The organism is Polaribacter pectinis, assembly GCF_014352875.1.
Classification (GTDB): domain Bacteria; phylum Bacteroidota; class Bacteroidia; order Flavobacteriales; family Flavobacteriaceae; genus Polaribacter; species Polaribacter pectinis.
Map to the genome: position 1 here is coordinate 2270145 of NZ_CP060695.1, position 26518 is coordinate 2296662.

19 protein-coding genes are annotated in these 26518 nt (G+C 28.8%); 7 read left to right on the forward strand and 12 right to left on the reverse strand.

What is annotated here, in order from left to right:
* Nucleotide 1: 1 nt before the first annotated feature.
* Complete coding sequence (locus tag H9W90_RS10085; RefSeq protein WP_187481475.1) at nucleotides 2–1219, reverse strand: site-specific integrase; 1218 nt, start codon at nucleotides 1217–1219, stop codon at nucleotides 2–4.
* A 375-nt stretch (nucleotides 1220–1594) separates the two neighbouring features.
* Between H9W90_RS10085 and H9W90_RS10090 the strand changes: the two genes are divergently transcribed.
* Both H9W90_RS10090 and H9W90_RS10095 read left to right on the forward strand, forming a co-directional pair.
* On the forward strand, nucleotides 1595–2020 hold the full coding sequence (locus H9W90_RS10090; protein ID WP_187481476.1) for a hypothetical protein: 426 nt from the start codon (nucleotides 1595–1597) through the stop codon (nucleotides 2018–2020).
* A 163-nt stretch (nucleotides 2021–2183) separates the two neighbouring features.
* Complete coding sequence (locus tag H9W90_RS10095) at nucleotides 2184–2651, forward strand: hypothetical protein (RefSeq protein WP_187481477.1); 468 nt, start codon at nucleotides 2184–2186, stop codon at nucleotides 2649–2651.
* Between the two features lie 203 nt (nucleotides 2652–2854).
* On the opposite strand, the gene H9W90_RS10100 is transcribed toward H9W90_RS10095, so the two are convergent.
* From H9W90_RS10100 to H9W90_RS10150, 11 genes are all read right to left on the reverse strand, one after another.
* Nucleotides 2855–3259 carry a hypothetical protein gene (locus tag H9W90_RS10100; RefSeq protein ID WP_187481478.1) on the reverse strand — a complete coding sequence of 135 codons (405 nt, stop codon included), beginning with the start codon at nucleotides 3257–3259 and terminating at the stop codon, nucleotides 2855–2857.
* A gap of 59 nt (nucleotides 3260–3318) precedes the next feature.
* Entirely contained in the window at nucleotides 3319–3498 is a 180-nt protein-coding gene (locus H9W90_RS10105) for a hypothetical protein (protein ID WP_187481479.1), read from the reverse strand.
* Nucleotides 3499–3630: 132 nt separating this feature from the next.
* On the reverse strand, nucleotides 3631–4608 hold the full coding sequence (locus H9W90_RS10110) for a hypothetical protein (protein WP_187481480.1): 978 nt from the start codon (nucleotides 4606–4608) through the stop codon (nucleotides 3631–3633).
* Nucleotides 4609–4620: 12 nt separating this feature from the next.
* Nucleotides 4621–5988 carry a tyrosine-type recombinase/integrase gene (locus H9W90_RS10115; RefSeq protein WP_187481481.1) on the reverse strand — a complete coding sequence of 456 codons (1368 nt, stop codon included), beginning with the start codon at nucleotides 5986–5988 and terminating at the stop codon, nucleotides 4621–4623.
* Between the two features lie 372 nt (nucleotides 5989–6360).
* On the reverse strand, nucleotides 6361–6525 hold the full coding sequence (locus H9W90_RS10120; RefSeq protein WP_187481482.1) for a hypothetical protein: 165 nt from the start codon (nucleotides 6523–6525) through the stop codon (nucleotides 6361–6363).
* A gap of 6 nt (nucleotides 6526–6531) precedes the next feature.
* A complete protein-coding gene (locus H9W90_RS10125; protein ID WP_187481483.1) occupies nucleotides 6532–6882 on the reverse strand; it encodes a T9SS type A sorting domain-containing protein in 351 nt (116 codons plus the stop codon).
* 259 nt (nucleotides 6883–7141) lie between these two features.
* Nucleotides 7142–7300 (reverse strand): hypothetical protein, encoded by a 159-nt coding sequence (locus H9W90_RS10130; RefSeq protein WP_187481484.1) that lies wholly within the window; start codon nucleotides 7298–7300, stop codon nucleotides 7142–7144.
* A gap of 10 nt (nucleotides 7301–7310) precedes the next feature.
* Entirely contained in the window at nucleotides 7311–10409 is a 3099-nt protein-coding gene (locus tag H9W90_RS10135) for a T9SS type A sorting domain-containing protein (RefSeq protein ID WP_187481485.1), read from the reverse strand.
* Between the two features lie 80 nt (nucleotides 10410–10489).
* On the reverse strand, nucleotides 10490–11992 hold the full coding sequence (locus H9W90_RS10140) for a DUF2268 domain-containing putative Zn-dependent protease (protein ID WP_187481486.1): 1503 nt from the start codon (nucleotides 11990–11992) through the stop codon (nucleotides 10490–10492).
* Nucleotides 11993–12054: 62 nt separating this feature from the next.
* Nucleotides 12055–12672 carry a response regulator transcription factor gene (locus H9W90_RS10145; RefSeq protein ID WP_187481487.1) on the reverse strand — a complete coding sequence of 206 codons (618 nt, stop codon included), beginning with the start codon at nucleotides 12670–12672 and terminating at the stop codon, nucleotides 12055–12057.
* Nucleotides 12673–12719: 47 nt separating this feature from the next.
* Nucleotides 12720–15485 carry a sensor histidine kinase gene (locus tag H9W90_RS10150; protein WP_187481488.1) on the reverse strand — a complete coding sequence of 922 codons (2766 nt, stop codon included), beginning with the start codon at nucleotides 15483–15485 and terminating at the stop codon, nucleotides 12720–12722.
* Nucleotides 15486–15739: 254 nt separating this feature from the next.
* Between H9W90_RS10150 and H9W90_RS10155 the strand changes: the two genes are divergently transcribed.
* The 5 genes from H9W90_RS10155 to H9W90_RS10175 all read left to right on the forward strand — a co-directional run bounded on the left by H9W90_RS10155 (nucleotide 15740) and on the right by H9W90_RS10175 (nucleotide 26510).
* Nucleotides 15740–22381: a beta strand repeat-containing protein gene (locus tag H9W90_RS10155; RefSeq protein ID WP_187481489.1), complete on the forward strand. Its 6642-nt coding sequence runs from the start codon at nucleotides 15740–15742 to the stop codon at nucleotides 22379–22381.
* A gap of 448 nt (nucleotides 22382–22829) precedes the next feature.
* Nucleotides 22830–24440 carry a LamG-like jellyroll fold domain-containing protein gene (locus tag H9W90_RS10160; RefSeq protein WP_187481490.1) on the forward strand — a complete coding sequence of 537 codons (1611 nt, stop codon included), beginning with the start codon at nucleotides 22830–22832 and terminating at the stop codon, nucleotides 24438–24440.
* Nucleotides 24441–24468: 28 nt separating this feature from the next.
* A complete protein-coding gene (locus H9W90_RS10165) occupies nucleotides 24469–25809 on the forward strand; it encodes a LamG-like jellyroll fold domain-containing protein (protein ID WP_187481491.1) in 1341 nt (446 codons plus the stop codon).
* Nucleotides 25810–25949: 140 nt separating this feature from the next.
* Nucleotides 25950–26129 carry a LamG-like jellyroll fold domain-containing protein gene (locus H9W90_RS15525; RefSeq protein WP_367890073.1) on the forward strand — a complete coding sequence of 60 codons (180 nt, stop codon included), beginning with the start codon at nucleotides 25950–25952 and terminating at the stop codon, nucleotides 26127–26129.
* Nucleotides 26130–26192: 63 nt separating this feature from the next.
* Entirely contained in the window at nucleotides 26193–26510 is a 318-nt protein-coding gene (locus tag H9W90_RS10175; RefSeq protein WP_187481492.1) for a hypothetical protein, read from the forward strand.
* The last annotated feature ends 8 nt before the right edge of the window (nucleotides 26511–26518 follow it).

Genomic DNA, 26518 nt, shown 5'->3' on the forward strand with positions numbered 1-26518 from the left:
ACTAATTGATATATTTATCTACTGCATTATCTAACTCACTACTAATAATCTTTGCATACACTTGCGTAATACCAATATCTGAATGGTCCATCAATTTTGAAACGTGTTCTATACGCATACCGTTGTTTAATGCCCTGGTAGCAAATGTATGTCTGCTTATGTGAAACGATAAATTGAAAGGTAGTTCTAAACGTGTACCCATTTTTCTCAAATACATATTGCTTAATGCTATGGCTCTACCAGTTATTAAATTTCTATGCTCTTTATCTGTAAAATAGGTTTTATCAATATTTGCAAAAGGAAAAATTATATCTTCTTGCCTCTGTTCTTTTTGGTGATACTTCTCTAATATCTCAACAGCTTTTTGACCTATTCTAACGCTGTGCTGTCTGTTTGTTTTTCTGATTACCTTTGTGATTTTGCTGTTTTTCTTATCGTAATTTTTCCATTTTAGCTCTAGCATATCCCCAAACCTTAAACCACCTGCAAAGACTGAAAAAATAAACATATCTTTTATAATTTGTGCTTTGTCTTTATTTGAAACTTCTAAATCCATAAATTCCTGAAACTGTTCAGCAGATAAATAGCGTTTTGTACTCTTTTCTTTTTTTACTGTGAACTTATTAAAGGGAAATAAATCCAAAGGTATTAAATCTTCTTTTTGTGCTTCCTTAAACATTATCTTCATAATCTTTAAAGAGAAATTTATGGTTGTATTATTATTGCCTAATGTAGAACTGCAATAGGATGCGAAATCCTTTAAGGTTGTAACTGTAATATCCTCAAACATCAATTCTCTATGTCCTACAAACTTTTCAAATTTCTTTAAATAAGTTTTGTAATTCTTATAGGTTGAATAGGCTAAAGTGTCTTTTCGCTTTTCGCAAAGATTATCAGAGTAGTCAAAAAAGTTCGTTAATGGTTTACCCTTAATGGCCTCTTTTAGCTTTCTTGCAGTTGTAGATTGGTTTCTTCGTTCAAGGTCTGCAATCTCACCTTTTGCATCGGCTACCTTTTGAGAAATGTAAGCATTTAGTCTTGTTGAATTACTGTGATTCTTCTTTACTTTTTGCTTATCTTCATCCCATTCATTTGGCTTTAATTTCAGGCTTAACGAAATGAATTTAGTTTTGCGGTCTTTGATAACTCTTAAATAAAGAGGTGCTTCCCCTGCTTTATCTACTTTGTTATTTCTTAAAATTAGTTTTATTGAAGACATAAAGTACTGGTTTTAAAGGCGTGCAAAGCGATGCAACCGAGTACTAAGGTACAACAATAGGTACAACAAAACAAGCATTTTAGCGCATTTTGTTGCATTACTTTACTTTAGTAAAAACCTGTAAAGTACTGTAAATAAAGGGTTTTAGAAAAATTAAGAGTAATTAAGTGAAGTGTCTATATAACACCGTGTATAATTAATTGCTTTGGCAAGTGCTTATTTGGAAAATTCCTTCGGAATTTTCTCGCGTTCGTTTTTGTTTACTAAATTAGTTGCTTAAACACGCAACTAACCATACACAAAACCGTTATGCTATATTTAAAGAAAATATTCCAGATTTCAATTAAAATAATCTATAAAATAAAATTCAAAAAAATGAAAAATTTACTAAAAGTAATTACAGTTTTAATATTGTTAACAATTATCTCTTGTGAAAGTGATGAAAATATTGAAAATGGAATTATAACAAACCCCAAAAGTGTATTTGATTGTGATTTAAACACAAACCCTATTTCTTCAGGTATATGTTTAGATGGTGCAACATCAGTACTACCGAATGAAATAATAACTTACGCAAGTAAATCTACTTCTGATTATTCTGAAATATTATGGACTATCGAATCAGGAAATATTGAAATAATGAAAATTGAAAACACAATTGTAGATGGATTTAATAAATCCATAGCCACAATTAAATTCAATTCCGATTTTTCAGGAGGAAGCTTGAAAGTTAAAGCTAATTTAAAAAATAATCTTGGATCAGCTGGTATTTCTGACTTTAAAATTGAATTAGGAAATTAATAACATAGCATAACACCGTATAGAAAATAGCTAAGGGAGTTATTATTAAAAAAATTTATTTATTTTTAAACAAAAAATTGAATACCTATTAAATTATCGCTTTTAAAAACGCGACTTTTCATATAGGTACTCGTTATGCAAAATGTAACAGAACAAAAACTCAATGGAAGAACAAAAACCAAAATCAATTAAAACAATCGGACTTTTGGTCGCAATCTTTTCTGGATTTATAATTTTCAGTAATGGAATGGGAGCTGTAGCTTGGTCAGTAATCGGAATTGAGAATGACTTAAATAATAATGAGACTGAAACTGACCCTATTTATTTTCTTTTTTCTCACTATTTAGAAATGTGCCTCATAATGCTCTTAATCGGTATTGCATATTTAATTGGCGGAATATTTATAAGAAAATATAAACTATGGGCAAATAGAATGATTAGTGGTTTATCAATACTAATTTTTTTAATTATTTGGGGACTGATGATTGCTATGTCAATATCTATCGGAAAACAAGATGGAATGGAAGCTTTTAGTTATGGTGCAATTTTGAATTCGTTTTTTTGGTCAACACCAATTGCTCTTTTAATTTGGTTCCTGAATAAGAAAAAAATAAAAAAACACTTTGCATAACACCGTATAAAAATAATTGCGATTTAGTGCTAAATAAAAGGTAGTTACGCGTTTGCTACCTCTGATTTTCCTTCGGAAAATCCTCGCACGCAAACCCGCAACTATTCTTATACGAAACCGTTGCCAGTAATTTGAAAAAAAGTATTTTAAGGTTTATTTGTTCAGCTTCGCTGGATTTTTGTGGTCGTTTAAAACAATGATTTTTATTTATACACAACTATTTTAAGAACAGTATCAAAAAAAGGTTTTTTACCTAACAAGTCCTTGGATAAATTTCTAATTTCTTGATACCTAATTAATTTTGTTAATTTTAGTATATCTCCCTTTGTTGCTGGTTTGTTTTCTTCTTTAGTAAAAAGAGTACTTAATGTTTTTACTGCCAAATTTCCTAAAGCTGCATTTCCTACACCAGCGAAGCTGACTGCTTCTATTTTTGTTTTTTCCTTCTGGACGATATTTTCTTTTAGAGATAATTCTTTACTGATTTTTGAGCTTTTTAATTGATGTTTTCGAACACGACAACTATCACTACAAAACTTTTGTACCCTTCTTCTTTTTGGTAAATATTCCTTTTTACAATATTCACACACATACATTCTTGGTTCCATTATGCGTTAATTTTACGTAAGATTAATGTTTAATCGTTCTTTATTACAATATTTTACCCCTATTTGTTAAAAACATGAGCCAATAAATAATCAATAGCATCTTCTTTTTTTAATTGCTTGCTGCTTATTTTATTGTTTGTTTTTGAGAACATGAAATCTTTTTTTAGTTTTTCAAACAACAACAATTGCTCCTCTTTTGGAAGGGCTTTTGCTACTTGATAAACTATTTCTGAATTCATTTCTAATCGATAACTAAGGTCTATTCGAAGTTAAAGATTATAGGTACAGAAAGGGGTTAGAAATAGATGTCCGAAGGATGTCTTTTTATGTCTGTGTGAAGTATTTTATGTCAAATGCGGAATTCATCCTCTTTAAGAAATCAATTCTTTGAGTTGCTCCTTAATTTTGAGCACTCTAAAATCGTGAGACCGATTTACGTCTCTAGCATAATTTCTTAATTTAGTAGTTGGAGTGTTATGTTCAGTATTTAGGTAGTTGATAAAAGATTCTTTCTTTGCTTGTATCAAATTCAATTCTAATAAAGCTTGGTGTAAGCTATCAATATTAGAGGGTTTGTTTTCGTTTAATTCTTCAATAAAATTATTTGTAAATCTAAATACATCAAAACTTGAGAATGTGTTTTGATATTTTTTATACCGATCCTTCAATTTACCCAATTTACTAAACACTACATCTTCTGTAAATTGATAACGGTCATTCAAACTAATTAAAACTTTTAATTGTTTTTCAAAATCAAGCATAGATAAAAAATTATTATGCTCTAAGAATTCAGAAGACTTAAAATAGGCTTCATTACCACCTAAAAATGAAATTAATGAATCATCAGTAGCTAGCGCTGAACACTTTGCTTTTCTTACACTTTTTAATTTTAAAAACCGATTATACTCTTTTAAATTTTCTATTCCGTTTTTGGAAAATTCCTTTTTTAAAAAATCTATTCCTTTTACATCTACGCTATCATAAATTTCTATAAAAAGTTCACGAGCTACCTTTTTTTGCTCTAAAAACTCCATTCCGAAAACACTATCGTTAAAGTTTTTAAAAAAAAGATAAAAGTGAGTATCAATATCACTTTGGCTAATATCTAGAACGTAATCATAAAACTCATCTAATAAATCTTCTGATGGTTTCTTTTTTATGCTTAAATCTGGCAGGTATAGAACGTTGTCTTTTACAATTAATTTTGATGATGATGATGATGATGATGCAGAATTGTAACAAACATAAACTCCGCCATTTATTAGGGCATCAATTTGTTGCTCTCTTGTCAAATCATAAAAATCTGTATTCTTCTTAATACAAGACCAAAACTTACTTTTTCTATGCATTTTTGTTTTTAATTATTTTCTTAATAATACTGAATAATCATCTGGTAACTCGGCATCTATATCTCTTAAATACTTCTCTAATGCAACCATTGTTGAATGTCCTGTAATTGGCATCAACATACTCCTTGCTTCATGTTGAGATTTACCTTGATTCCTATAACTGTTATACATCTTCGTAATAAAAGTATGTTTAAAGCTATACATTCCAAATTCCGTACCTAACTTGAAGTGTTCTTTAATTTTTTTAAAGCGTTTAGAAAATTCGTTTCTTTTATTAGTTTCTTCTGCATCCCAATCTTCTCCTATTTCAAATCTACCAAAAAGGAAGGCTTTTGGGTCTTTTAATGATAAATCTGGTAGGCTATCCAATAAAATAGTTGGCAGTCTTTTAATTTGTACAGGTTTGTTCTTTGCTTTAACGTATATTTTCTTGTCTATAACATCAATGTCAGCAATTTTTAACCTACATATCTCAATAGGTCTTAATATGCTATAGGAAATAAATTTTACAAATAGTAATAAATGTGGATCTTCACTTTTCATATATTCGTAAATATCTTTCTCTTGTTTTGGGGTGTATGTTTTATTTCTTTTTGGTACTGTTTTCAAAACAGCAATTTTACGTACGAAATTTTCTTTTACGATTTCATTATCTTCCAAAAGCTGAAACATAGATGCAATATCTGTTCTAGAATTATTGCGATTTCTTGCACTCGTTCTTTTTAAAACATCATTTAGATACTCAATAATTATTTTCTTTGTTATAAAGGTGATGGGATTATCGAAATAAGTTTTCTCTTTTAACCATTTCTCAAAAAGACCTATCCTGCTCTTATACTGAACAAAAGAATTTTTGTTCATCATATTTGCTTTTAAATCTAAAGTGAATTCAAAAGCACTTAAAATAGACGTAGCATTTGTCTCTTTAATAGTTGGCTGTTGCTGTTCTATTGCCTTACTGTTGCTTTCTTGTTGTTTTTCTGTTGCTTTGTTTTTGCTCTTCTGTGTGGCATCTGAAAAAATAGCTTCTTCCAAAGCACTGTTATCTTCATAGGGATTAAAACCATATTGCAACAATTCTAACAAAGATTGTTGCATCGTCTTTAAAAAAGCATAACGATCCTTCTTGGTTTTTAATTTGTTTGCGCCAGCTTTTATAAAATTTTGCTTTACCAATTTTCCAGTTTCTGGATTTCGAAATGAAAAATAAACAAACCAATCTTTAGACATTGCTTTCTTTTTCTCTTGTAAAGTGAGTTTTGACCAAGTGGAAATATCTACTCCTCCTGTGTAGATTTTTGGTTCTGAATAATTCATTTTCATGGTAAAAACGTTTACGGTAGCGTTTACGGTACGTAAAAGTAAGAAACTTAAAGACATAAAAAAACGGATTGTTCGTAAACAATCCGTTGATTCTAATAGCATTAAGCTTTGTAGCGGGAACTGGACTCGAACCAGTGACCTTCGGGTTATGAGTTCGAAAAAAACACCCAAATTTTACACTTTTATGCCGTATTTTAATTAAATCGTGTACGAAAACGTGTACTCTGATTTATAAATAATTTACAGCTAAAATTAAAGAAAAAATTTTTAAATAAAACAAATTACAACTGTAACATTTATATTTCTTAGATTTAATAAATAACCTTTCACTCAAACTCCTTGTACAACGAACTTTTAAATCTTTTTTGCACTTCGGACATTTTTTTTTAAATATAATTTTCATAATAATTAATTTAATTATTAATATGATTAAAAACCAATCCCAGGGTCTTCAGGGCTAGATGCTTGAGCTTTTTGTGGGGTTAAAATTAAATAAGTTCCCAAAGCAGTTAATGCTGCATATTTGGCATAACTTCCAATTTTGTTAAGTGCTTCATTTCTAGAAATAGTATCTTTTTTTTCAATTTGATTCATATTTTTTTATTTAATTAATATTTTTTTAGTGTAAACTGAATTATTACTCTTTAATCTTACTACATAAATTCCAGATTTTAAGGAATTGGAGATAGTAAAATTTGTGTTTGTTTTATTTACAACTTCTTTTTCCATAGCAATTTTCCCTAATATGTCATATAATTTTAACTCTGTTACTAAATTTGGCACTAAACTTGAAATATTTAAACCTCTATTTGTCTCAGAATATGTAGAGTTGACACCAACACTTATTGTATAATATAACTTATTATTAAATACTAGTGGTTCTTTCAAAACAGTAGTATTTGCCATTTCACCACTAGCAATTGCACCTAAAAAATCTAACTTGTTGAGCATTTGTAAAAAATGGTATCAAGAAAAGTAATAATACTAAAAGTCTAATTATATTCATATATATAAATTTAAAAAGTAAAAGATTATGCTACACTACCCAACTTGGGTAGTTTTTTTTTTAATACAACATTAACAATTTAGTAAAATTCTAATTCATTAAAAAACACAAGTTTTCACTTGTGTCTTTTTTAACTAACATTACATTTTCTACCATAGCAATTTTTAAATAGAAAATAAAATTCAACCACTAAATTTAAATAATCTAAAAACCTGTACCTGGTGCTTCAGGGCTTTGCGCTTGGGCTTTTTGAGGACTTAAAATTATATAAGTTCCTAAAGCCGTTAAAGCTGCATATTTTCCGTAATTACCAATCTTTTTAAGTGCTTCTTTCCTTGAAATATCTATATCTTTTTTTTTCATTTGTGTTTTATTATTCAATTAATATTTTTTTAGAAATAGTTCCTTCATTAGCCTTTAACTTAACAATATAAATTCCATTATTTATAGAGCTTGACAACTCTATACTTGTATTTATTTCATTTAGAATTTCTTTTTTCATAACAATCTTCCCTAATAAATCATAAACTTGAACTACAGACTTTGAATTTGCTTGCAATCCTGAAATATTTATAACTCTGTTTGCTTCATAAATACTTACTGTATTTTCAAGTAAGATATCATCTACACTCAAAACTTGCGCAGAAGTGCGCATATAAAACCTACCAATTCCAGATAAATTTGTTGTTGGTGTAACTTTATATTCACTTTGTGGTTGGTCTAAACGTGTAATTGTATTTGTAACTTTATCTTCTATATAGACCATTATTCCAGTTGGAAGACTATTTACGTTTAATGTAAATGTTAACTCTGTATTTGCTACAGCATCTACACCAAGTGGAATAATTTGATTCTCAAAATCTTTTGGCAAACATTGTAAACCGAAATCAACCCCTTGATTATTATCTAATAAATGAGAGTAAATATTTAAGTTTGATGATGACCCATTATTATTATTAATATTTAGCAAACCTGCATCATAACCAGCATCTAAACCTCTTGTTGCAGTATCAAAATATTTAATTTGTGTAGATTTTTTATTTAGTCCATTATTAACTAAAATATTTATTTCTGGAGTATTTGTAGTATTTTGAGATTTGTTAGCCTGTTTTAAAAAAGTTTTTGCTACAAACGTATGAAACTGCATATCATCATCAAAAGCAAAAGTACCACCACCAGTTTTTGCATGCACAAAGAAACCTTGACCTGGAACTAAAAAAGTAGATGATGAAGCATTATTAATAATTTCATAACCACCTGCACCACTGTTTTTTGTAGCATCCCAAAAATATAATGCTTGAAAACTTGGGTCTAATTCTGCTGCATTTTTAGATAATAAATTTTTAGTATTATTTGCTGCATTGTTTACTGCTATTGAAGAAGTAAATGGGTTACCTACTAAATTCCAGCTATTATTACCACCTTCTGTAATTGGTATCGTTTCGTTTGCACTAAAAGGAAAACCAATAAAAGTAGTTGTACCCGCTGATGCTCTTTTCAAAGAATACCCTTTTGACAACTCAAAACCTCCAGTAGAAGATGACTCATAATACTGCCAACCAGTTGTTGAGTTTGTCCCAGGAAAAGTATTACTGTAAGTGGCTAAACCAATATTAGGGGCTGTACCTGTTGCTAAATCTGGAATGATATTTTCTATATTTTCTAAAGCTACAGGACTTGTAATTAAATGCCAATTAGAGGAATAGTCTCTTTTATAAATTATTTTTTTACCACCTGTAATAAAATTACCATTATAAATTAAAGAGCCAGATGAACTTAAACTGGACTCTATATTTAAATCTCCATTATCAGAATTTAAAGTATTTAAATCATTAAAAATTGTTAATTTACCAGTGTCTTTAATTGTTAAGTTTGATGCAGTAGATGATGTCATTATTAGATCTCTACAAGAACCAAAACCTGTTAAGTTAACATTTCCATCAATATTTGCGGTACTTAAAAAATCTGGTATACCATCTGACCAATTTGTGTTATCTGACCAATCTACAGGTGTTGAAGAAGCATTTGTTAATGTGGTTGTAAAATTATCTGCATATGCTCCCATTTCAAAATGACCCGTTGATGCTAACTTTACAGTCATTAAAATTTTATAGGATTGAACTCCTAAAATACCTGCGACTTCACTTATATCTGATGAAGAATTATAAGAGATTGTAGTAACGGCATCATTACTTGTTTCAATTTTTCTTAATGTATTTGAAACTACATAATATAAATTATCATTATAAACTGTCAAATCACTTATATTATTAGTACCATCTCCAGAACCAGCAACTTGTGAAGAGCCTAAAATAGAATTTCCTATATGGGTATTACCGTTAGCAATTTCAAAAACAAAATATAATTTATTATTTACAAAAGTAAAATTTCGAGGATTAGCATTTCCATTAGTTCTTAAAGTAATACTATTTGATGTTTTAGAACTAATATCAAAAGTAATAAGTTGACTTCTACCAGAATTATCTGGACTTCCACTCATAGCTAGAAAATTACCTACACCTCCTGAAAAAGTAAAAGCTGTAATATTTGTTGGAGAAGGGTTTGTATTACTTACACTTCCTAAATTATATTTGTTGGTAATTGCTCCACTTCCAGAATTTGCAGTTGTATCATATTCATATAATTCTCTATCACCATTTGAGTCTGCTCCAGAAAAATAGAATAATGATGTTCCATCAACTTTAACAAATTCAGAAGTATTTCTTACGGGCTGACCTTGATATAGCACTTTTACTGTTGTATTCAAACTATAATTCGTTTGATATAACTCTCTATTTGTGCCATCTGTTGCAGAAAAAAGTACAACATCTTGATTATTATTTGGTCTAATTATATTTTCTGGGTCTGAATTACCTGTACTGTTATTTACATCAGTAAGTCTTGTAATTATTGAGTTTGCATTGTTAATAACAGTTATAGAATAAAGTTCTCTACCAAAACCTGTATCTCGGGCTGATGAAAAGAAAACGATATCACCAGTCTCTTCGTAATATAAATTCTGCCAATCATCTATATTGACTGTTAACTCTGTTCTAGCCTGAAAATTATCTCCAAGAGCTGGTAGATTCAAAAATAATCGAGAATTTATAGCTCCACTTCCTACATTATTACCAGTTATAATAGTTTTATCATTTAATGAATTGTATAAAAATACTTCACCTGTTGGCCTCGGTTTAATTGCATTAGTATTAGCCTGTGTTACAACATCAATATTTAAAGATTCATCTATTTCTAAATATCTCACAACATTACCCCCAGATCCAAAAGTTGTATACAATTTATTACCAGCTTTAAAACCTAAAACATCTCTTGCACCTGTAGCATCTCCATTTAAACCTATTGCTCCATTATCATTTCCTAAAAAATCTCTTACTAATCTAATATCTTGACTATTTATATCTACAGATAGAAATACAAAAAAAATAACAGCATAAAGTACTCTTGTTTTCATAAATAAAATTTTTATAATGTTTGTATTACAAAAATAAATTTGAAAACGGCTCTCTCCACTACCCAACTTGGGTAGTTTTATTAAAATATGTAATTATTGTAGGTTTTATTATTAATTATTATTTGAGGAATTTTATCAACATATTCAATTTTAAAACCATCAATTAATTCTTTATTTTTAAATAAAATATCTTCTCCATTTATAATATATTTCTGGAAAAAGTAGCTAATATCTTTATCAAGATATTTCTCAACAATTTCTAAAAATAACTCATCAGTGAATTTTCGATTTTGGGTTGTGCAAATATTTAAAACATCTCGCATTACATCATCTAAAGATTTTGTGTAATTACTTTTTTTAATAATTTGATTATCTACCCAAAACGCAAAAATAGCTCCTCTTCTGTATGGTATTTTTTCAAAGTTCTTACTCTTCCAAAAGTTATCTTTTATAATATAATTGGGTTTGTTTTTCTCTGGATTTTTCCAATGTTTTTTTATAATAAATAGGTTAAATTCTTTTACCCATTCATTTAAAGTCAAATCTCCACTTCTTAAAGCATTTTTAAATGTGTAATATTCTGTAAAACCTTCGCTAAACCAATAATTTAATTCTTTGTGTTTGTTTTTAATTTTAACACCAATCCATTCATGATTCATTTCATGATTAAACATATATTTTATAGTATGTAAATCATTATAAATGCTATTTGAAGCCTGTATAAAAAAACCATTATTTAAAGCAGTTCCTGTGGTATTTCGTTTTTTATAAAGACTATCTGTATGAGTTTTTGTAGGTGTCATAATAAAGGTGTAATAATCAAAATTATTATCGTTCCAAAAAGCTCTTTGTGTTTTAATGGCTTTTTCTAACGCTTTAAAAATACTGTCATCTGTATATGTTCCCAACCATTTTCCTCTAATTGCAAAATGGATTGGTTTTTCTAAATATTTAAATGATTTAATTCTGTAATCTCCACCCACAAATAAGGAATAATAAAATTCGCTCCACAATTTAATTTTTAAAGTTTGATGTAATTGTTGTGAACCAAAGGTGTTATGAATTACAAAATCTTTAGGAAAATTTAACCATTTAATATTTACTATAATTTCTGGATCATTAACATCTTCTTCATATAATTCTTCGGGTACTATAAATAGGCTTTCTCCTAAAACATGAAAATAATTATCTTGAACCAAAGGTCTGTTTTTTGCTTTTGAACCTATGCTTTTTATATCTTGAATTATGTGATATGTAAAAGAAATATTTTTAGATTCTGGATGATACACAACAATTCTATTCTCATCCGCAATAACCTTAAATGTATAGCTTGGATTTTCTTTTTGAATTATTTTTAAACAGTTTAAAAGGTTAGTTTCACCCCAAAATTGATTAGAATATCGAAAATAAGTCGAGTCAGAAACTTTTTTTGATGTAAATGAAATTTGCACTTTCAATCCATCTTTTTCGAGATTATCAGAGTAAAACACTTTATAATCTATGTTAGCTTGACCCAATAAAGTTAGTGGAAATAAGAATAAAAAATGAACAATTTTAATTATATTTTTTTGCTTGAATTTCATGATTTATACTTTTTTAAATTAAAATGTAACTGAATTCAATACATTTTTCTTTGCATTATTTTTTAAATCAAATTTTGATTATTCGCTTTTAGAATAGCATCTTCTTTGGTTTTTACCTGTAGTTTATCGTAGATATTTTTAATATGGAACTTTATGGTATTTGGACTGATAAATAAAACTTCTGCAATGCTTCTATAGCTTTTACCTTTAGATAATAGTGTTAAGACTTCTAATTCTCTTTCAGATAAATCTGCATGAATGGTTTTCTTAAAAGAGGAAACCACCATTTTTGCAATATGAATACTCATTGGTGCACCACCATTTAATGCCTCTTCCATAGCGTCTAACAATCTTGATTGTGTAGTATTTTTTGTTAAGTAACCTGTTGCTCCTGCACAAAGAGCTTCAAAAACAGTTTCTGAATTCTCGTAAACTGTAATAATGATAATATTTATTTTAGGCTTTTCTTTTTTTATTATTTTTGTAGCTTCAACACCATTTATACCAGGCAATTGAACATCCATTAAAATAAAATCTGATTTATCTTTTTGTAAATTTTCTATACTACTTTCTGCATCTAAATATTGCCCAACTACTTTAAAAGATTTACTTGAGTTTATGATATCGCAAAAAGCATCATTTAATGTTTTGTTATCTTCTACAATTACTACTTTTTTCATTTGGAGGAATATTTTAAACTACAAATATACTGTTAACTGATTATAAGCTAACTACCTCTTTTGGGTAGTTTAGAGTTAAAAGAAATTAATGTGCCTTTTTCAGTTGAAGAAATATTTATATCTCCATTTATTTTTACAGCTCTTAATTGCATATTTTTTAATCCGTTAGTAAACTTTAAATCACTTTCCTTAAAACCTTTGCCATTGTCTAAAAGTTGAATTTTTAAAACTTTAAAATCACAAAAAAAACGAATTTCGCAATCTTTTGCATTGGCATGCTTTGCAACATTTGTCATTGCTTCTTTAAAGATTAAAATAATATGCCTACTCCAGTAATATGGTAAAGAAATATTAGTTGCTATTTCTTTTTGAATTTTAAAACTTATATTCATTTTATGGAAAAACTCTTCACCAAAATCAGATAAATATGTTACTAATTCTTCTAAATTATCACTTTTACTATTTAAAGACCAAATAAAATCTTTGGTTCCCTTATATAAACTATCGGAATTTTCTTGAATTTTATATACTATTTTCTTTTCATTTTCACCTGTTATTTTCCCAGATAAAAGATCTGTTAAAACAGTAATACTTGCTAACTTATTGCCTAAATCATCATGAAAATCTTGTGCAATATTTTCTCTTACAGAATTTAATTTTTTCTCCAATTGCTCTTGCTCTTCAATAGCATTTTTTAGTTTTTTATTTGCTTTCTTACTTTTTCTAAGTTGATTAATTATAAATAAAATTGAAAGACCAAAAATTATTAAAATAATGAGAACAATAAAAATCTTCTTTTTATAGAATGGAATAACAATTGAAAATTTATATGATTCTGAATATTGCCAAACGCTATTTGGCTTCTTTGCTCTTAATTGAAATGAATAATTGCCCTCTTTAAAATTATTAAAGTTTACTTTATTAGCAGATGTAGTTATCCATTTTTCGTTATTTATTTGATATTGAGAAAATAAAGAATTGCTACTATTGTAAGAAATTACATCAAAAGTAAATGAAGAATTATCTTGATACACATTTATTATTGGTGGTGGCTGTTCAACTATTTCTTTTTTAGTATTGTAAACTGAGATTCCTGCAGTTGTACCTATAAAAATTTCTCCTTTATTATTTTTAACTAAACTTGTAACGTTATTAGAAATTAAGTTTTCTTCTTTGGTGATATTTACAAAGGAAACGCCATCAAAAACTGAAACTCCTTTTGAGGTAGCAATCCATAATTTTTCATCATCATTTATTAATATGTCTTTTATATTATTACTCAGCAAACCTTCATCTACAGTAAATCTTTCTATTTTATTGTTTTTATATTTAACGAGTCCTTTATTTGTAGCGACCCATAAAGCATCATCTTTTTTAATGGTTTTTGTAATTTGCGTATTTTGTAATTCTTTAAAATCTAAAGAAGTAACTTCATTTGTTTTTTTATTCAACAAATACAATCCTAAACCTGTTGAAAAAATTAAATGTGTTTCTGTTTTTAAAATATGATTTATAGAGTTAGGAATTCTTTTTTCCTCTTTTCCATTTATTACTAAAGATTCCTGTGAGCTAATTACAAAATCTTCGTCTCTGTAATTTAATAGTCCTTTTATTTCTATAATATTGTTGTCTATTAGTAATGTATCTTTTTGAGTAAAAGAACTTATATATAATTTATTCTTGTAAACATGTAATCCTTTTCCAAAAGCATTAAGCTTTATTTTTTTTTGCTTATTACCTTTTATTTCCCACAAATACCCTGGTGATAGTGCATATAACTTATCATTATAATATTTCATCTTATAAATTGCATCATCTTTAACAACAGGCAAAATCCCTGTTTTTAAATTTGGTATTTGAAAAACACCTGAACCATTTGTAGTAATCCAAATATTATTTTCAAAATCTAAACCAAAGTCTGATACTGTAGAGTTAATGTTGTACTTTTCTCTAACATTTATTATTTTTTTATTTTTTAAATGGTATAAATAAAGTTCTTTAAAACTGTTTTTATCTGATGACAAAAGTAAAAGTTCTTCTTTATTCAAGGGAATTATTTTTATAATATTAAAACCCATAAAATTTAACACCTCTTCATTAAGAATCTTTTCTTCATTTAAAAAAATTAGCTTATTTCCTTCAGCTGCAATAAATGAATTATTAAAGTTAGTTATTGTAGATATCACTTTTCCATTTAAATGACTAAATCTATATTCTAATTTTTTATTATTAGTTAGTATAGAAACCCCTTCAAAATATTTACTATCATGTAGACCAGACTTATAGTTACTATGAAAAAACAAGTCTTCTTTAATTTTAGAAACCCTTGGGGAAATGGTTTGATTTTTTAATGGATTTTCTACATATGACTTTGTAGTATCAATACCAAAGCTAACTAATTTCCAATCTTTTTTTATTTTCTTGTATAAAAAAATATTATTACCGAAATAAGTATAAATATCCTTTTTATAAATTAAAAGTTCATTTATTTTTAAAAAATCATTCTTAATTGGTTTTATTAAAGAGTCTTTTGTAAAAAGGTGTAAACCTCCACCCCATGTTGCAATTGCAAGTGTATCTTCATTATACCCTTTAACATCTATAACATAGTTGTTATAAAGTCCATTTTTAGTAGTAAACGTTGTAAAGTATTTACCATTAAACTTTGATAAACCATCATCGGTACCAAACCACAAATATCCATTATTGTCTTGGTGAAAATTGTATATTATATCATTAGGTAGACCATCTTCGGTTGTGTAATTAATAATTTCTTGCCCAAATAAATTATTGGATGATATAAAAAAAATCACAAAAAAAACTCTCTTTAAAGTTGATACCATTTTGTAAACATAAAAAAAGTGCTGATAAAATCAGCACCTTATAATCAAAAAAACAATCTATTAAGATTAAAATTTTATACGAACAAATCTATGTAAAGAAATTATTATTTCAACTACCCAAATAGGGTAGTATTTAATTTACTTATAAAACTACCCTATTTGGGTAGTTGAACCGTTTCGTTTCTTGGCTAATTTTACAATCCATTTTAATACTTAAAATATCTATGGGGGTAAATATTTGTAAGTACATTAAAAGAATCGCATTTTTTTTATGTATAACGGTCAGTTTTTCTGCCTTTGGACAAACAATTAGTGGTAAAGTTTTCGAAGACATTAACTACGGGGGTGGTCTTGGTAGATCTTATACTGTTGCAGATGCTTCAGCTGCAGCGCTTTCTGGTTTTAATTCTGGGGATATTGGAACTGGTGTAGCCAAAGTTCAATTATGGAATGCTACAGGAACTTCACTACTATCTTCACAAGATACAGACGCATCTGGGAATTTTTCATTTTCTGGACGTTTACCTAATACAACCTATAGAATAAGAGTAGTAAATTCTACGGTTAGATCTAAAAGACCTTTATTAAATGGAGCAACACACACAGAACGTGGAATACAAACTTTTAGAACAGAAAGTACAAATGGTAATGGTACTTTAGTAGATGTTACAAATGAAATTGGTGGTAGGTTTCCTCAAAATGTAGATTCTGGAGCAGGAGTTTTTGCTGGCTCTCAAACTTGGTCTACTGTGGTAACACCCTCTAATTCAACTTTTAATATTTCTGGAATAAATTTTGGTTTTAACTTTTCTACCATTGTTAACACAAATGATAGCGGACAAGGTTCTTTGAGACAATTTGTAATAAACTCAAACAAATTAGATAATGAAGCGACAAATTTAGCACAAGATTTTACAGGTTCTGTTACTGGAAATGAAACCTCAATATTCATGATTCCAACACCATCAGATCCTTTTGGAAGAACAGCTGATGTAAATTACCAGACTTCAGGTAATAATATAAACGCATTATTAATAACTTTAGTTGCTGGTTCTGGCGATTTAGAAATTACAGACAACAAAACGCATATAGATGCAACAACCCAAACTATAAATATAGGAGATACAAACACAGGTGTTCTTGGAACTGGAGGAACAGTTGGTACAGATTTAGTAACATTAAATCAATTTCAACGTAAAGAAATTATAATAGATTTAAATACTAGAGGTATAGAAATACAAGCACAGGATGCAAAAATTAAAGGGTTACATTTATACAATGGTGGTGGAATTGCTTCGCAAACTACAGGGAATTTAGAGTCTACTATTTGGATTAAAAAAGAAACTTTAGATGCTAGAGCAATTATAGAAGATAATATTTTAGGATATTTAGGTGATGGAACTACACCAAATGCAACAATACTAAACAATCAAAAAACAGCAGTTAGAGTTCAAAGTAAATCTACTATTCAAAGAAATTTATTTGGAAATTATACAAGATACGATGTAATTGTAGCTAGTCCAGGAAATACAAATGTTGGTGCTGGCTCAATTATAAAAGGGAATGAATCTCGCTATAAAACAAACCCAAGTGAAACATTTGTAGATGTAATGGCTATATATGATCCTGATTGTATAGTAGAAGAAAACTTAATAAAAGATTACAATAGAGGCACAAAAACTATCAATGTAAATGGTGGTGCAGGTATCGAGCTATTTCTATCAGCAACTAATACAACTATTAGAAATAATACAATTGATAATGTTCCTTTTTCTGGAATTTATGTAGCCGATAATTCTGATAACACAACTATTCAAAAAAATATTATCAGAAATTTACCTGGAATTCCAAATGTTTCAAATTCAGGAATTGGAATTTTGGGAATAACTACTAATAATACACTCATTTCTCAAAACAGTATCTATAATAATAAAACCATTGGTATAGATTTAGCACAAACCATAGGAACTTATGGTATAGTTTCTAAAAATGATAATGGTGATTCTGATGGTGGAGCAAATGGCCAATTAAACTTCCCAATATTAGCAGAAGCTGTTTTAAACGGAAATAATATAACTATTAAAGGTTTTGCAAAATCTGGTGCAACTATTGAATTTTTTATAGCTGACACAGACCCATTTAATGGGTCGGCAACTGCAGGTGATAATACCTTTTCTGGTTCTACAAGAGATTATGGAGAAGGTCAAATTTATCTTGGCTCTTTAGTAGAAGGTTCTGCAGGAGATGTAGATAATACAATTGGTTCTTACAATATAGATGGTAATACAGAAACGAATATTAATAAATTTGAACTTACTGTAGACATAACTACAATTTCTTTACCAGCAGGGGTTACTATTCAAAAAATGACTACTCTTACTGCAACTGCTACAATTTCTTCAAATACATCAGAGTTTGGTCCTACAATTCCAGTAATTAATCCTGATGATTTCGATTGTGATGGAATAGATAATTCTGTTGATTTAGATGACGATAACGATGGAATTCCTGATTCTGTTGAAGGTACTGGAGATTTTGATGGTGATGGTATTCCAAATAATTTAGATTTAGATAGTGATGGTGATGGTATATTAGACATTATTGAATCTGGATTACCAAACATTAGTACTTTAGACTCCAATAATGATGGTATGATAGATTTAACTAACAATTTTGGAAACAATGGTTTGTTAGACACTATAGAGACTGATGATACACCAACTGCTATAATAACTTATACAATAACAAATACAGAAGGTGATGCCAATTTCGATTTTTTAGACTTGGATAGTGATGGTGATGGAATTACAGATTTAATTGAAGCTCAAGACCCAAGTAGTTTTATTACACCATCTGGAAACGATATTAATAATAACGGAATTGATGATATTTTTGAATCTAACCCAATAACACCAATCAATTCAGATAATAATGGAAAACCAAATTACCAAGATATAGATTCTGATGATGATGGTATTCCAGATAATGTAGAGGCGCAAACTACTTCAGGCTATTTACCTCCTTTAGGTACTGATACTGATGGAGATGGTTTAGATGACAGATACGATGATGTAAATAACACAGGTCTAAACCCAGTTGCAACTTCAAATGCACCAGATTACATAAATACAGATTCAGATGCAGATGGTATTCCAGACATTCAAGAAAACGGAATGGCAAATGCTATTAGTGGAGTTGACACAGATGGAGATGGTTTAGACGATGTTTTTGAAGGAGCCAATAACAATGATGGTTTTGATGTAAATGATGAAATAAATGACCCTTCCACAGATTTACCAAACACAAGTGGTTCAGGAGATGTAGATTATAGAGAAAGTAACTCAAAATTAGGCCCTTATAATAATGGTTCTCTTTGGTTAAGAGGAGATATTGGGGTTACAGGGCTTTTTTTCGCAAATTCTTGGGAAGATCAATCTGGTCTATCCAGAGATTTTTCGCTATTTTCTGGAGGACCTGGAACAGCAAGTAGACTAAATTTCAATAAAGTTGTCAGTTTTACTGGTAGTGAATCTTTTCAATATACTGGTGTTTTAGATCCACGAACAATGTTTATTGTTTATAATGATATTTCTACTCAAACAAGTACATCTCCATTTACAAATACAACAGGAATTGGAGATGGTTATGTGGATGAAACAAGAATCTATGGAAATGTACCAAATACTGTAGATTCCTTTTTCGGACCGACAAATTATATCAATGGAGATATCACGTTTGGTTACACCAACACACCTCGTCCAGACAATTTTCAACTTCATTCAAGAATTTATAGTGCAAATCCCTCTCCAAATAGTGAAACATATTATTTAGGAAAAGATAACACTTTAGCAAATGCTTCATTTGGTGGAATATCTGGTGGCATTGCAGAAGTTATTTTATATTCTGATGCTATCATTCCTAAAGAAAGACAAGTTGTTGAAACTTATTTGGCTATTAAATATGGTTTTACTTTAGGTACATTAAATGATTCTGGAGATATAATTGAAGGAGATTATATTTTATCAGACGAAACTACAAAAGTTTGGGATTATACTGCTAACACCACATTTCATAATAATATAGCAGGTATTGGTAAAGACAATGGTTGGAACTTTTTTCAAAAACAATCAAAATCTGTTAATACAAATACTTTAGTTACTATAGGTTTAACAGATATTGCTTCCGAAAACACAACAAATTCAAGTACTTTAACTGATAAATCCTATTTAGTTTGGGGGCATAATAATGGTGCTTTAACCACAACAGCTTCAGCGATACCAAATGTACCAACTCAAGCACAATGTGTTACAAACGAAAGATTAAATAGAACATGGAAAATTGTAGAAACAGGTACAATTACTACAACAGAAATCGCTTTTACAAAATCTTTAATAGACAATTATTTTACAACTACAAATAGTCAAAAAGTATTAGTAGTAGCAGATGATACCTCATTTACTACAAATGTTGTAGAAGTAGAATTAGATGTAGAGACTATAAATAGTACACCTAATTATTCCGCAAAATATAATTTTGATGGTATTAAATATTTTACAATTGCTGATAAGAAAGAAATAGTTTGGTTAGGAGGAACTTCTAATTGGCTTCGAGGTTCAGGAGCCAATGGAAGTCCTAATACAGATGATGTTGGTCGTTTACTAATTATCGATGCTGAAGGAACTTCCAATCATGCTAATCTAATCGAAAACGTAAATGTAAAATGTGCATACATTAAAGCAAACTCTAAATTAATTGTTCCAACATCAAATTACATAGAAATAGCAGATGATTTAGTTTTGGATGGCGAAATTAGATTGGTTGGTGATGGACAGTTGATTCAAACACATACTGGCGCAAGCAAAGTTTATGGCGCTGGTAAACTATTTAAAGATCAACAAGCAAAAGTGCCTAATGTTTATAGATATCATTATTGGTCATCGCCAGTTGTAGAAGTAGGTTTAAATACTTATAGAGTTGGAGAAGTGTTTAAAGATGGAAATGTTCCTACTTCAGAAAATTCTTCAATTGTAGACATTAACTGGGTACAGGGTTTAGATGGAGCACCAGGAGTAGCAGGAACAACACCTTTAACGCTATCTAATTATTGGATTTATTCAAATCTAAATGACCCAACACCTGAAGGAGAACAATCGGGTAATTACATTCATAAAGGTAATACAAGCCCAATAAATATAGGACAAGGTTTCACATCTAAAAGTACTGGGGTTGTACCACAAAACTTTACTTTTGTAGGCTCTCCTAATGATGGAAACATTACTTTTAATCTAACCCCAAACACAGCAAGTTTATTAGGTAATCCTTATCCATCTGCTTTAAATACTGAAAAATTTATCAATGACAACCTTAGTTCAATTGATGGAACTTTATATTTCTGGGAACATACAGGTGAAGATTACATAAACCCTAATGGCACTGAAGGTCATGAACATAGAGGATATCAAGGAGGATATTCTATTAGAAATTTAACCATGGGAATTTCAGCTATAAATGTTCCCACTTCTAATAGCGGGTTATATGATTGGGAAACCGCAACAGATAATGGAAATAATGTTTCTCAATTAAAAACAATAACTATAGGAAATACAGACTACAACATTACCGCAGATGTAACTATAGATGACAGTTTTGGAGTAGACCTTATGGACATTTCATCTTCAGGAAACCCAACAGATTTGGCTGTTGTAAAAAATAGCGGATTAAGTCCTGAATCATTTAAAGTGACCTTTGATATAATTGTCGATATAAATAACATCTACTTATACAACAATATTCAAAACAATACTACTAATACAATTACTATAACCCCTAATAATACAAGTAGAAATGCGGTAGTAACCCAAACTTTAACAGGCAATTCTGGGCAAATTTTCTCTCTTAACTGGACAGATGTAAAATCGTTTACTATTTCTAGTCAAAATGATAACAACATTGTTATGAATGATATTTCATTTGCAAAAGGCTATCAAGTTACCACTGGAAATGGACTTTATCACGAGCCTAATAAACATATGGCTGTAGGACAAGGTTTTTTTGTTACTGCAAATTCATCTGGGGGTCAAGTTTCATTTCAAAATTCACAAAGAGAGTATAGAAATAGTGACTATACTAACGGGGGAACTTATTTTTTTAGAAATCAACAAAAATCTAATATAGATTCAATTCCAATTCTAAAACTAGGCATGGATTTTAAAAATAGTTCTATAGACTATCATAGACAAATTGGAATTTCATTTAAACAAGGAAATACTTTTGGGTACGAGAATGGTTATGATAGCAAAATGTATGATTTAGGTACTACTGATATGTATTGGGAATTTGATGAAATAACAGATACAAAATTAATTATAGCTGGGATAGAAAGTATTTCAGATGATTTAGAAATACCAATAACAATTGTCTTAGATAATAATCAAAATATTGAATTAAATATTGATGAAATTAAAAATATAGATAAAGATCTTTTTATAAGAGATAATATCACAGGCAACTTTTACAATTTATCAAATACTATACAATTAGATTTAGAAAAAGGTACATATTCTAATCGTTTTTATTTAACATTTAAGAACACCACTCTAAATATAAAAGAAAGTATTTTAAAAAATAGTTCTATTAATTTGTTTTTTGATTCTAAAACAAAAGAAATTGTAATCTTAAATAAAGGCAATTTAGAGATAAGTAAAATAGAATTATATACCATTTTGGGTCAAAAAATTAGCGAGTGGAATGATTTAAAAATAAGACCGGAAATTAAATTAAAGGTAAAAAACCCCTCGTCAGCATTCTATATCCTAAATATTAAAACAGAAAAAGGTTTTATTAATCGTAAATTATTTATTAAATAAAAACAGATAATAGTTTTGTCTTTTAGGGGGATAAAAAACTATTATCAAAAAAACTCAAAAGATTAGGTTAATTGGAGGCCTTTATTAAAAAACTTTTGCCTCAATTGTAATATCATAGTTTATCCCCAAATAAATTATACCCATTTCTTTTGAGTTTTAAATAAATTATTAAAACATGTTAAACTTTCTACTACAAATTGCACCACCACCAATTACTCCCCCTCCCCCTCCTGGTCTTGATATTAATAAAAAAATATTAATACTATTTGCCTTAGGTTTAATTCTTGGTATTGTAAAAATTATTAAAAAAAAAATCTTTTAAATTATTTTTAAACATTATAGATTGTTGTCTAACATAATAATTAGATCAAAAAACTACCCAAAATGGGTAGTGGTATGAGTATTCCTTTATTTTAACTTGGGCTATAAACTTATTTAAAAAATAAATATGAAACATTTACGCAATATAATTTTAACTGTAGCTTGCTTGTTAACATTTCTTTATAGCTGTAGTAAAGACGAAGTTAATTTACCACCAGTTATAGAAAATCAAGAGTTTATAATTTCGGAAGGTAATTTAACAGCAGATTTAGGAACAGTAATTGCAACAGACCCAGATAATGAAAACTTAATTTTCTCAATTGTATCACAAAGTGTTTCAAATGCTATTGCCATAAGAGAAAACACAGGAGTTTTACAAATATCAGATGCAACTGCTTTCGATTTTGAAATAAACCAAAGTTTAACAGCTATTGTTAGAGTTTCTGACGGAAGCGCAAGTGCAGAAGCAACAATTACTATAAAAATAACAGACGAAATAGATCAAGCTCCTTTAATTAGTGATCAAACATTTTCTATTGATGAAAATCCAGCACAAGGAGATACTATTGGGACTATCGTTGCGACTGATGCACAAAATTTACCTTTAACCTATAAAATTTTATCAAAAACTCCCGCTTCAGATTTTTTAAATATAGATACTTCCGATGGTAAACTAACAGTAAAAGAACCGAAAATTTATGATTTTGAAACACTAACTTCATTATCAGCAGAAATAGAAGTTTCTAATGGAACATTAAGTTCAGTAGCAAAATTAACAATAAATATTGTAGATGTTATAGATCAGTCTCCTACAATTCAAAATCAAACATTTACTATTAATGAAAGTCCTTCTAAAAATTTTGTTATTGGACAAGTAATTGCTAACGACCCACAAAACGCAACACTTACTTATTCAATAGTACAACAAAGTGGTTCTGATGTATTTTCTATTTCTAATAGTGGCGAGTTAACTGTTGCTAAGATTGATGCTTTTGATTACGAAATAAATACAAAATTAGAAATAACTGTTGAAGTTGATAATTCCGTAATAAAAGATTCTGCACTTATTACAGTAAATCTAAATGATAATCAATACCCAACAAATGATATTGCAGCATACTACCCTATTGGAAATATTATTGGAAATAATATGTCTCCTGATTTGTCTGGAAAGAATGAGAATGCTCAAATTATAGGAACTGTTACAAAATCAGATGGTTTTAATGGTCTTCTAAATGGCGCCCATAGCATAACCCAACCTAACAATGGTGCTTTGGAAACAAAGTCATCTCTTTATAACAATGGTAGTGACTTAACAATTGCTGGTTGGATAGAAAAACCATCTTTTTCTTCTTTTCTTATTGAAAATCGTAATAACGCTCAAACAGGTTTTGGTATTTCTACACTCGTAAATCCTAATGATGCAGATGATATTAATATTATATGTTTTTATTTAGGAGCATCTACTGGAACAAAATATCACCTTATTAGTAATACCGATGAAATAAAAATAGATTCAAATTGGCATCATTTAGCATTTACTTTTAACGCTACTGAGTTTAAATTTTATGTTGATGGTCAACTTGTAAAAACAACTTCAATGACAGGAAAAGAGTCTATATTTTTTACAAATAATAATGTCAGTATTGGAAGTGGATTTCAGGGAAAGATAGATGACTTTTTCATCTATAGAAGAGCACTATCTCAATCTGAGATAAACCAACTTATAATTCATTAAATAAAATTTTTTAACATATCTAATTATTATGAAAGATTCAATTAAAATAAACATATGGCATTATTTAGTAATTATAATCTTGTTATTTTCATGTAGTAAAGACGAAGTTAATATACCACCAGTTGTAGAAAATCAAGAGTTTATAATTTCGGAAGGTAATTTAATAGCAGATTTAGGAACAGTAATAGCAACGGATCCAGATAATGAAAACTTAATTTTCTCAATTGTATCACAAAGTGTTTCTAATGCTATTGCCATAAAAGAAAACACAGGAGTTTTACAAATATCCGATGCAACTGCTTTCGATTTTGAAATAAACCAAAGTTTAACAGCTATTGTTAGAGTTTCTGACGGAAGCGCAAGTGCAGAAGCAACAATTACTATAAAAATAACAGACGAAATAGATCAAGCTCCTTTAATTAGTGATCAAACATTTTCTATTGATGAAAACCCAGCACAAGATGATGCTATAGGAACAATTACTGCAACAGACGCACAAAATTTACCCTTAACCTATAAAATTTTATCAGAAACTCCTGCATTAGGCTTTTTAAATATTGATGCTAACAATGGAAATTTAGTAGTTAAAGAATTTAGTAATTACGATTATGAAAAAACAATGTCTTTTACAGCAAAAATAGAAGTTTCCAACGGAACACTAACATCTACTGCAACAATAACAATAAATATTAACAATATTTCTCCACCAACAAATGGGCTTATTGCTCATTACCAAATGAGTGATAACTCTAAAAATTATGCGGTTGATAGCAGTGGAAATAACAATCATGCAGATTTTGACATTTCAACTACAACTGGCATACCTAGTTTAACAACTGGTTTTGATAATCAACAGAATCATGCATTTACAAATCCTAATTCTGCTAAAAACGTTGTTTTTAAACATAATACATCAACAATATCTCAAGCAAACTCTTTCACTATTAGCGGACACATTAAAATCTCTGAATCTGGAAATGGTTATTTACTTGATGATGGTTCTTTATTTCAGTTATTATACTTGAAAAACGCACAAACTGGTTCAGTAAGTTTGTATGTATATTTTAAAGAGGGACCTAAAGAAACAAGAGGAAATATTTCTGCGGAAAATTTTACTGTTAAATCTAATGGATGGATACATTTTGCAATTACTCAATCTGGTGATAATTTAAAATTATATGTTGATGGTGTTGAGTTTAATAGTACTAATGCAATAACTCCTTTTCACAAACTTAGTTCAGATGGAAATCAAACACTACGTATAGGTAGTCAATCGAGTCTATTTTTAGGTTCTTTAGATAATTTCATAATTTATGATAGAAGACTTTCAGACGCAGAAGTGAAAATTTTAAGTTTAGAAGAAAATTAAAAAAAACATTATGAAAAATTCAAACAAAATAAATTTTTGGAACTATTTAGTAATATTAATCTTGTTATTTTCATGTAGTAAAGACGAAGTGTTTAACAATAAAAAATAATTCTATAAAAATATATATTGATGGCCTCGAAATTACTAAAAGAGATGGTGCTAATTATCCAGATATTCAAAGCAGCTTTCCATTAACTTTAGGTGCTTTAGCAAACGATTATCCTGTAGCTAAATTTAATGGTGCTATGGATGACTTTCAAATATTTAATAGAGTATTAACGGATAGTGAGATTAAAGCTTTAAGTAAAGAAAGAGAATAGTACCTTAAAAAAACAGACAATTAATATATGAGGTGAACTCTAACAGTACTAATAGGATTTGTTTTGTTTGGTTGTAAACCTTTTAAATCAAATAAACCTCCAATAACTAAAAATCAAACTTTTGAAATCGATTTTAATCAAAAAAATGTTTTTGCAGGTTTTGTTTTTGCAACAAATTTAAATGATGACGATTTAAAATATTCTATAATAAGTCAAAACACCAATAAAGCAGTTTTACACATTAACGAAGAAAATGATAATCTTTTTTTGGTGGATTATTATCCAAAAGAAAATAAAAAAATAGATCCTGTAATTGCCATTGTAGAAATATCTGATGGAAAAGAAACAGCAATATCAATCATAAAAATAGTTCAAAATTAACACACAAT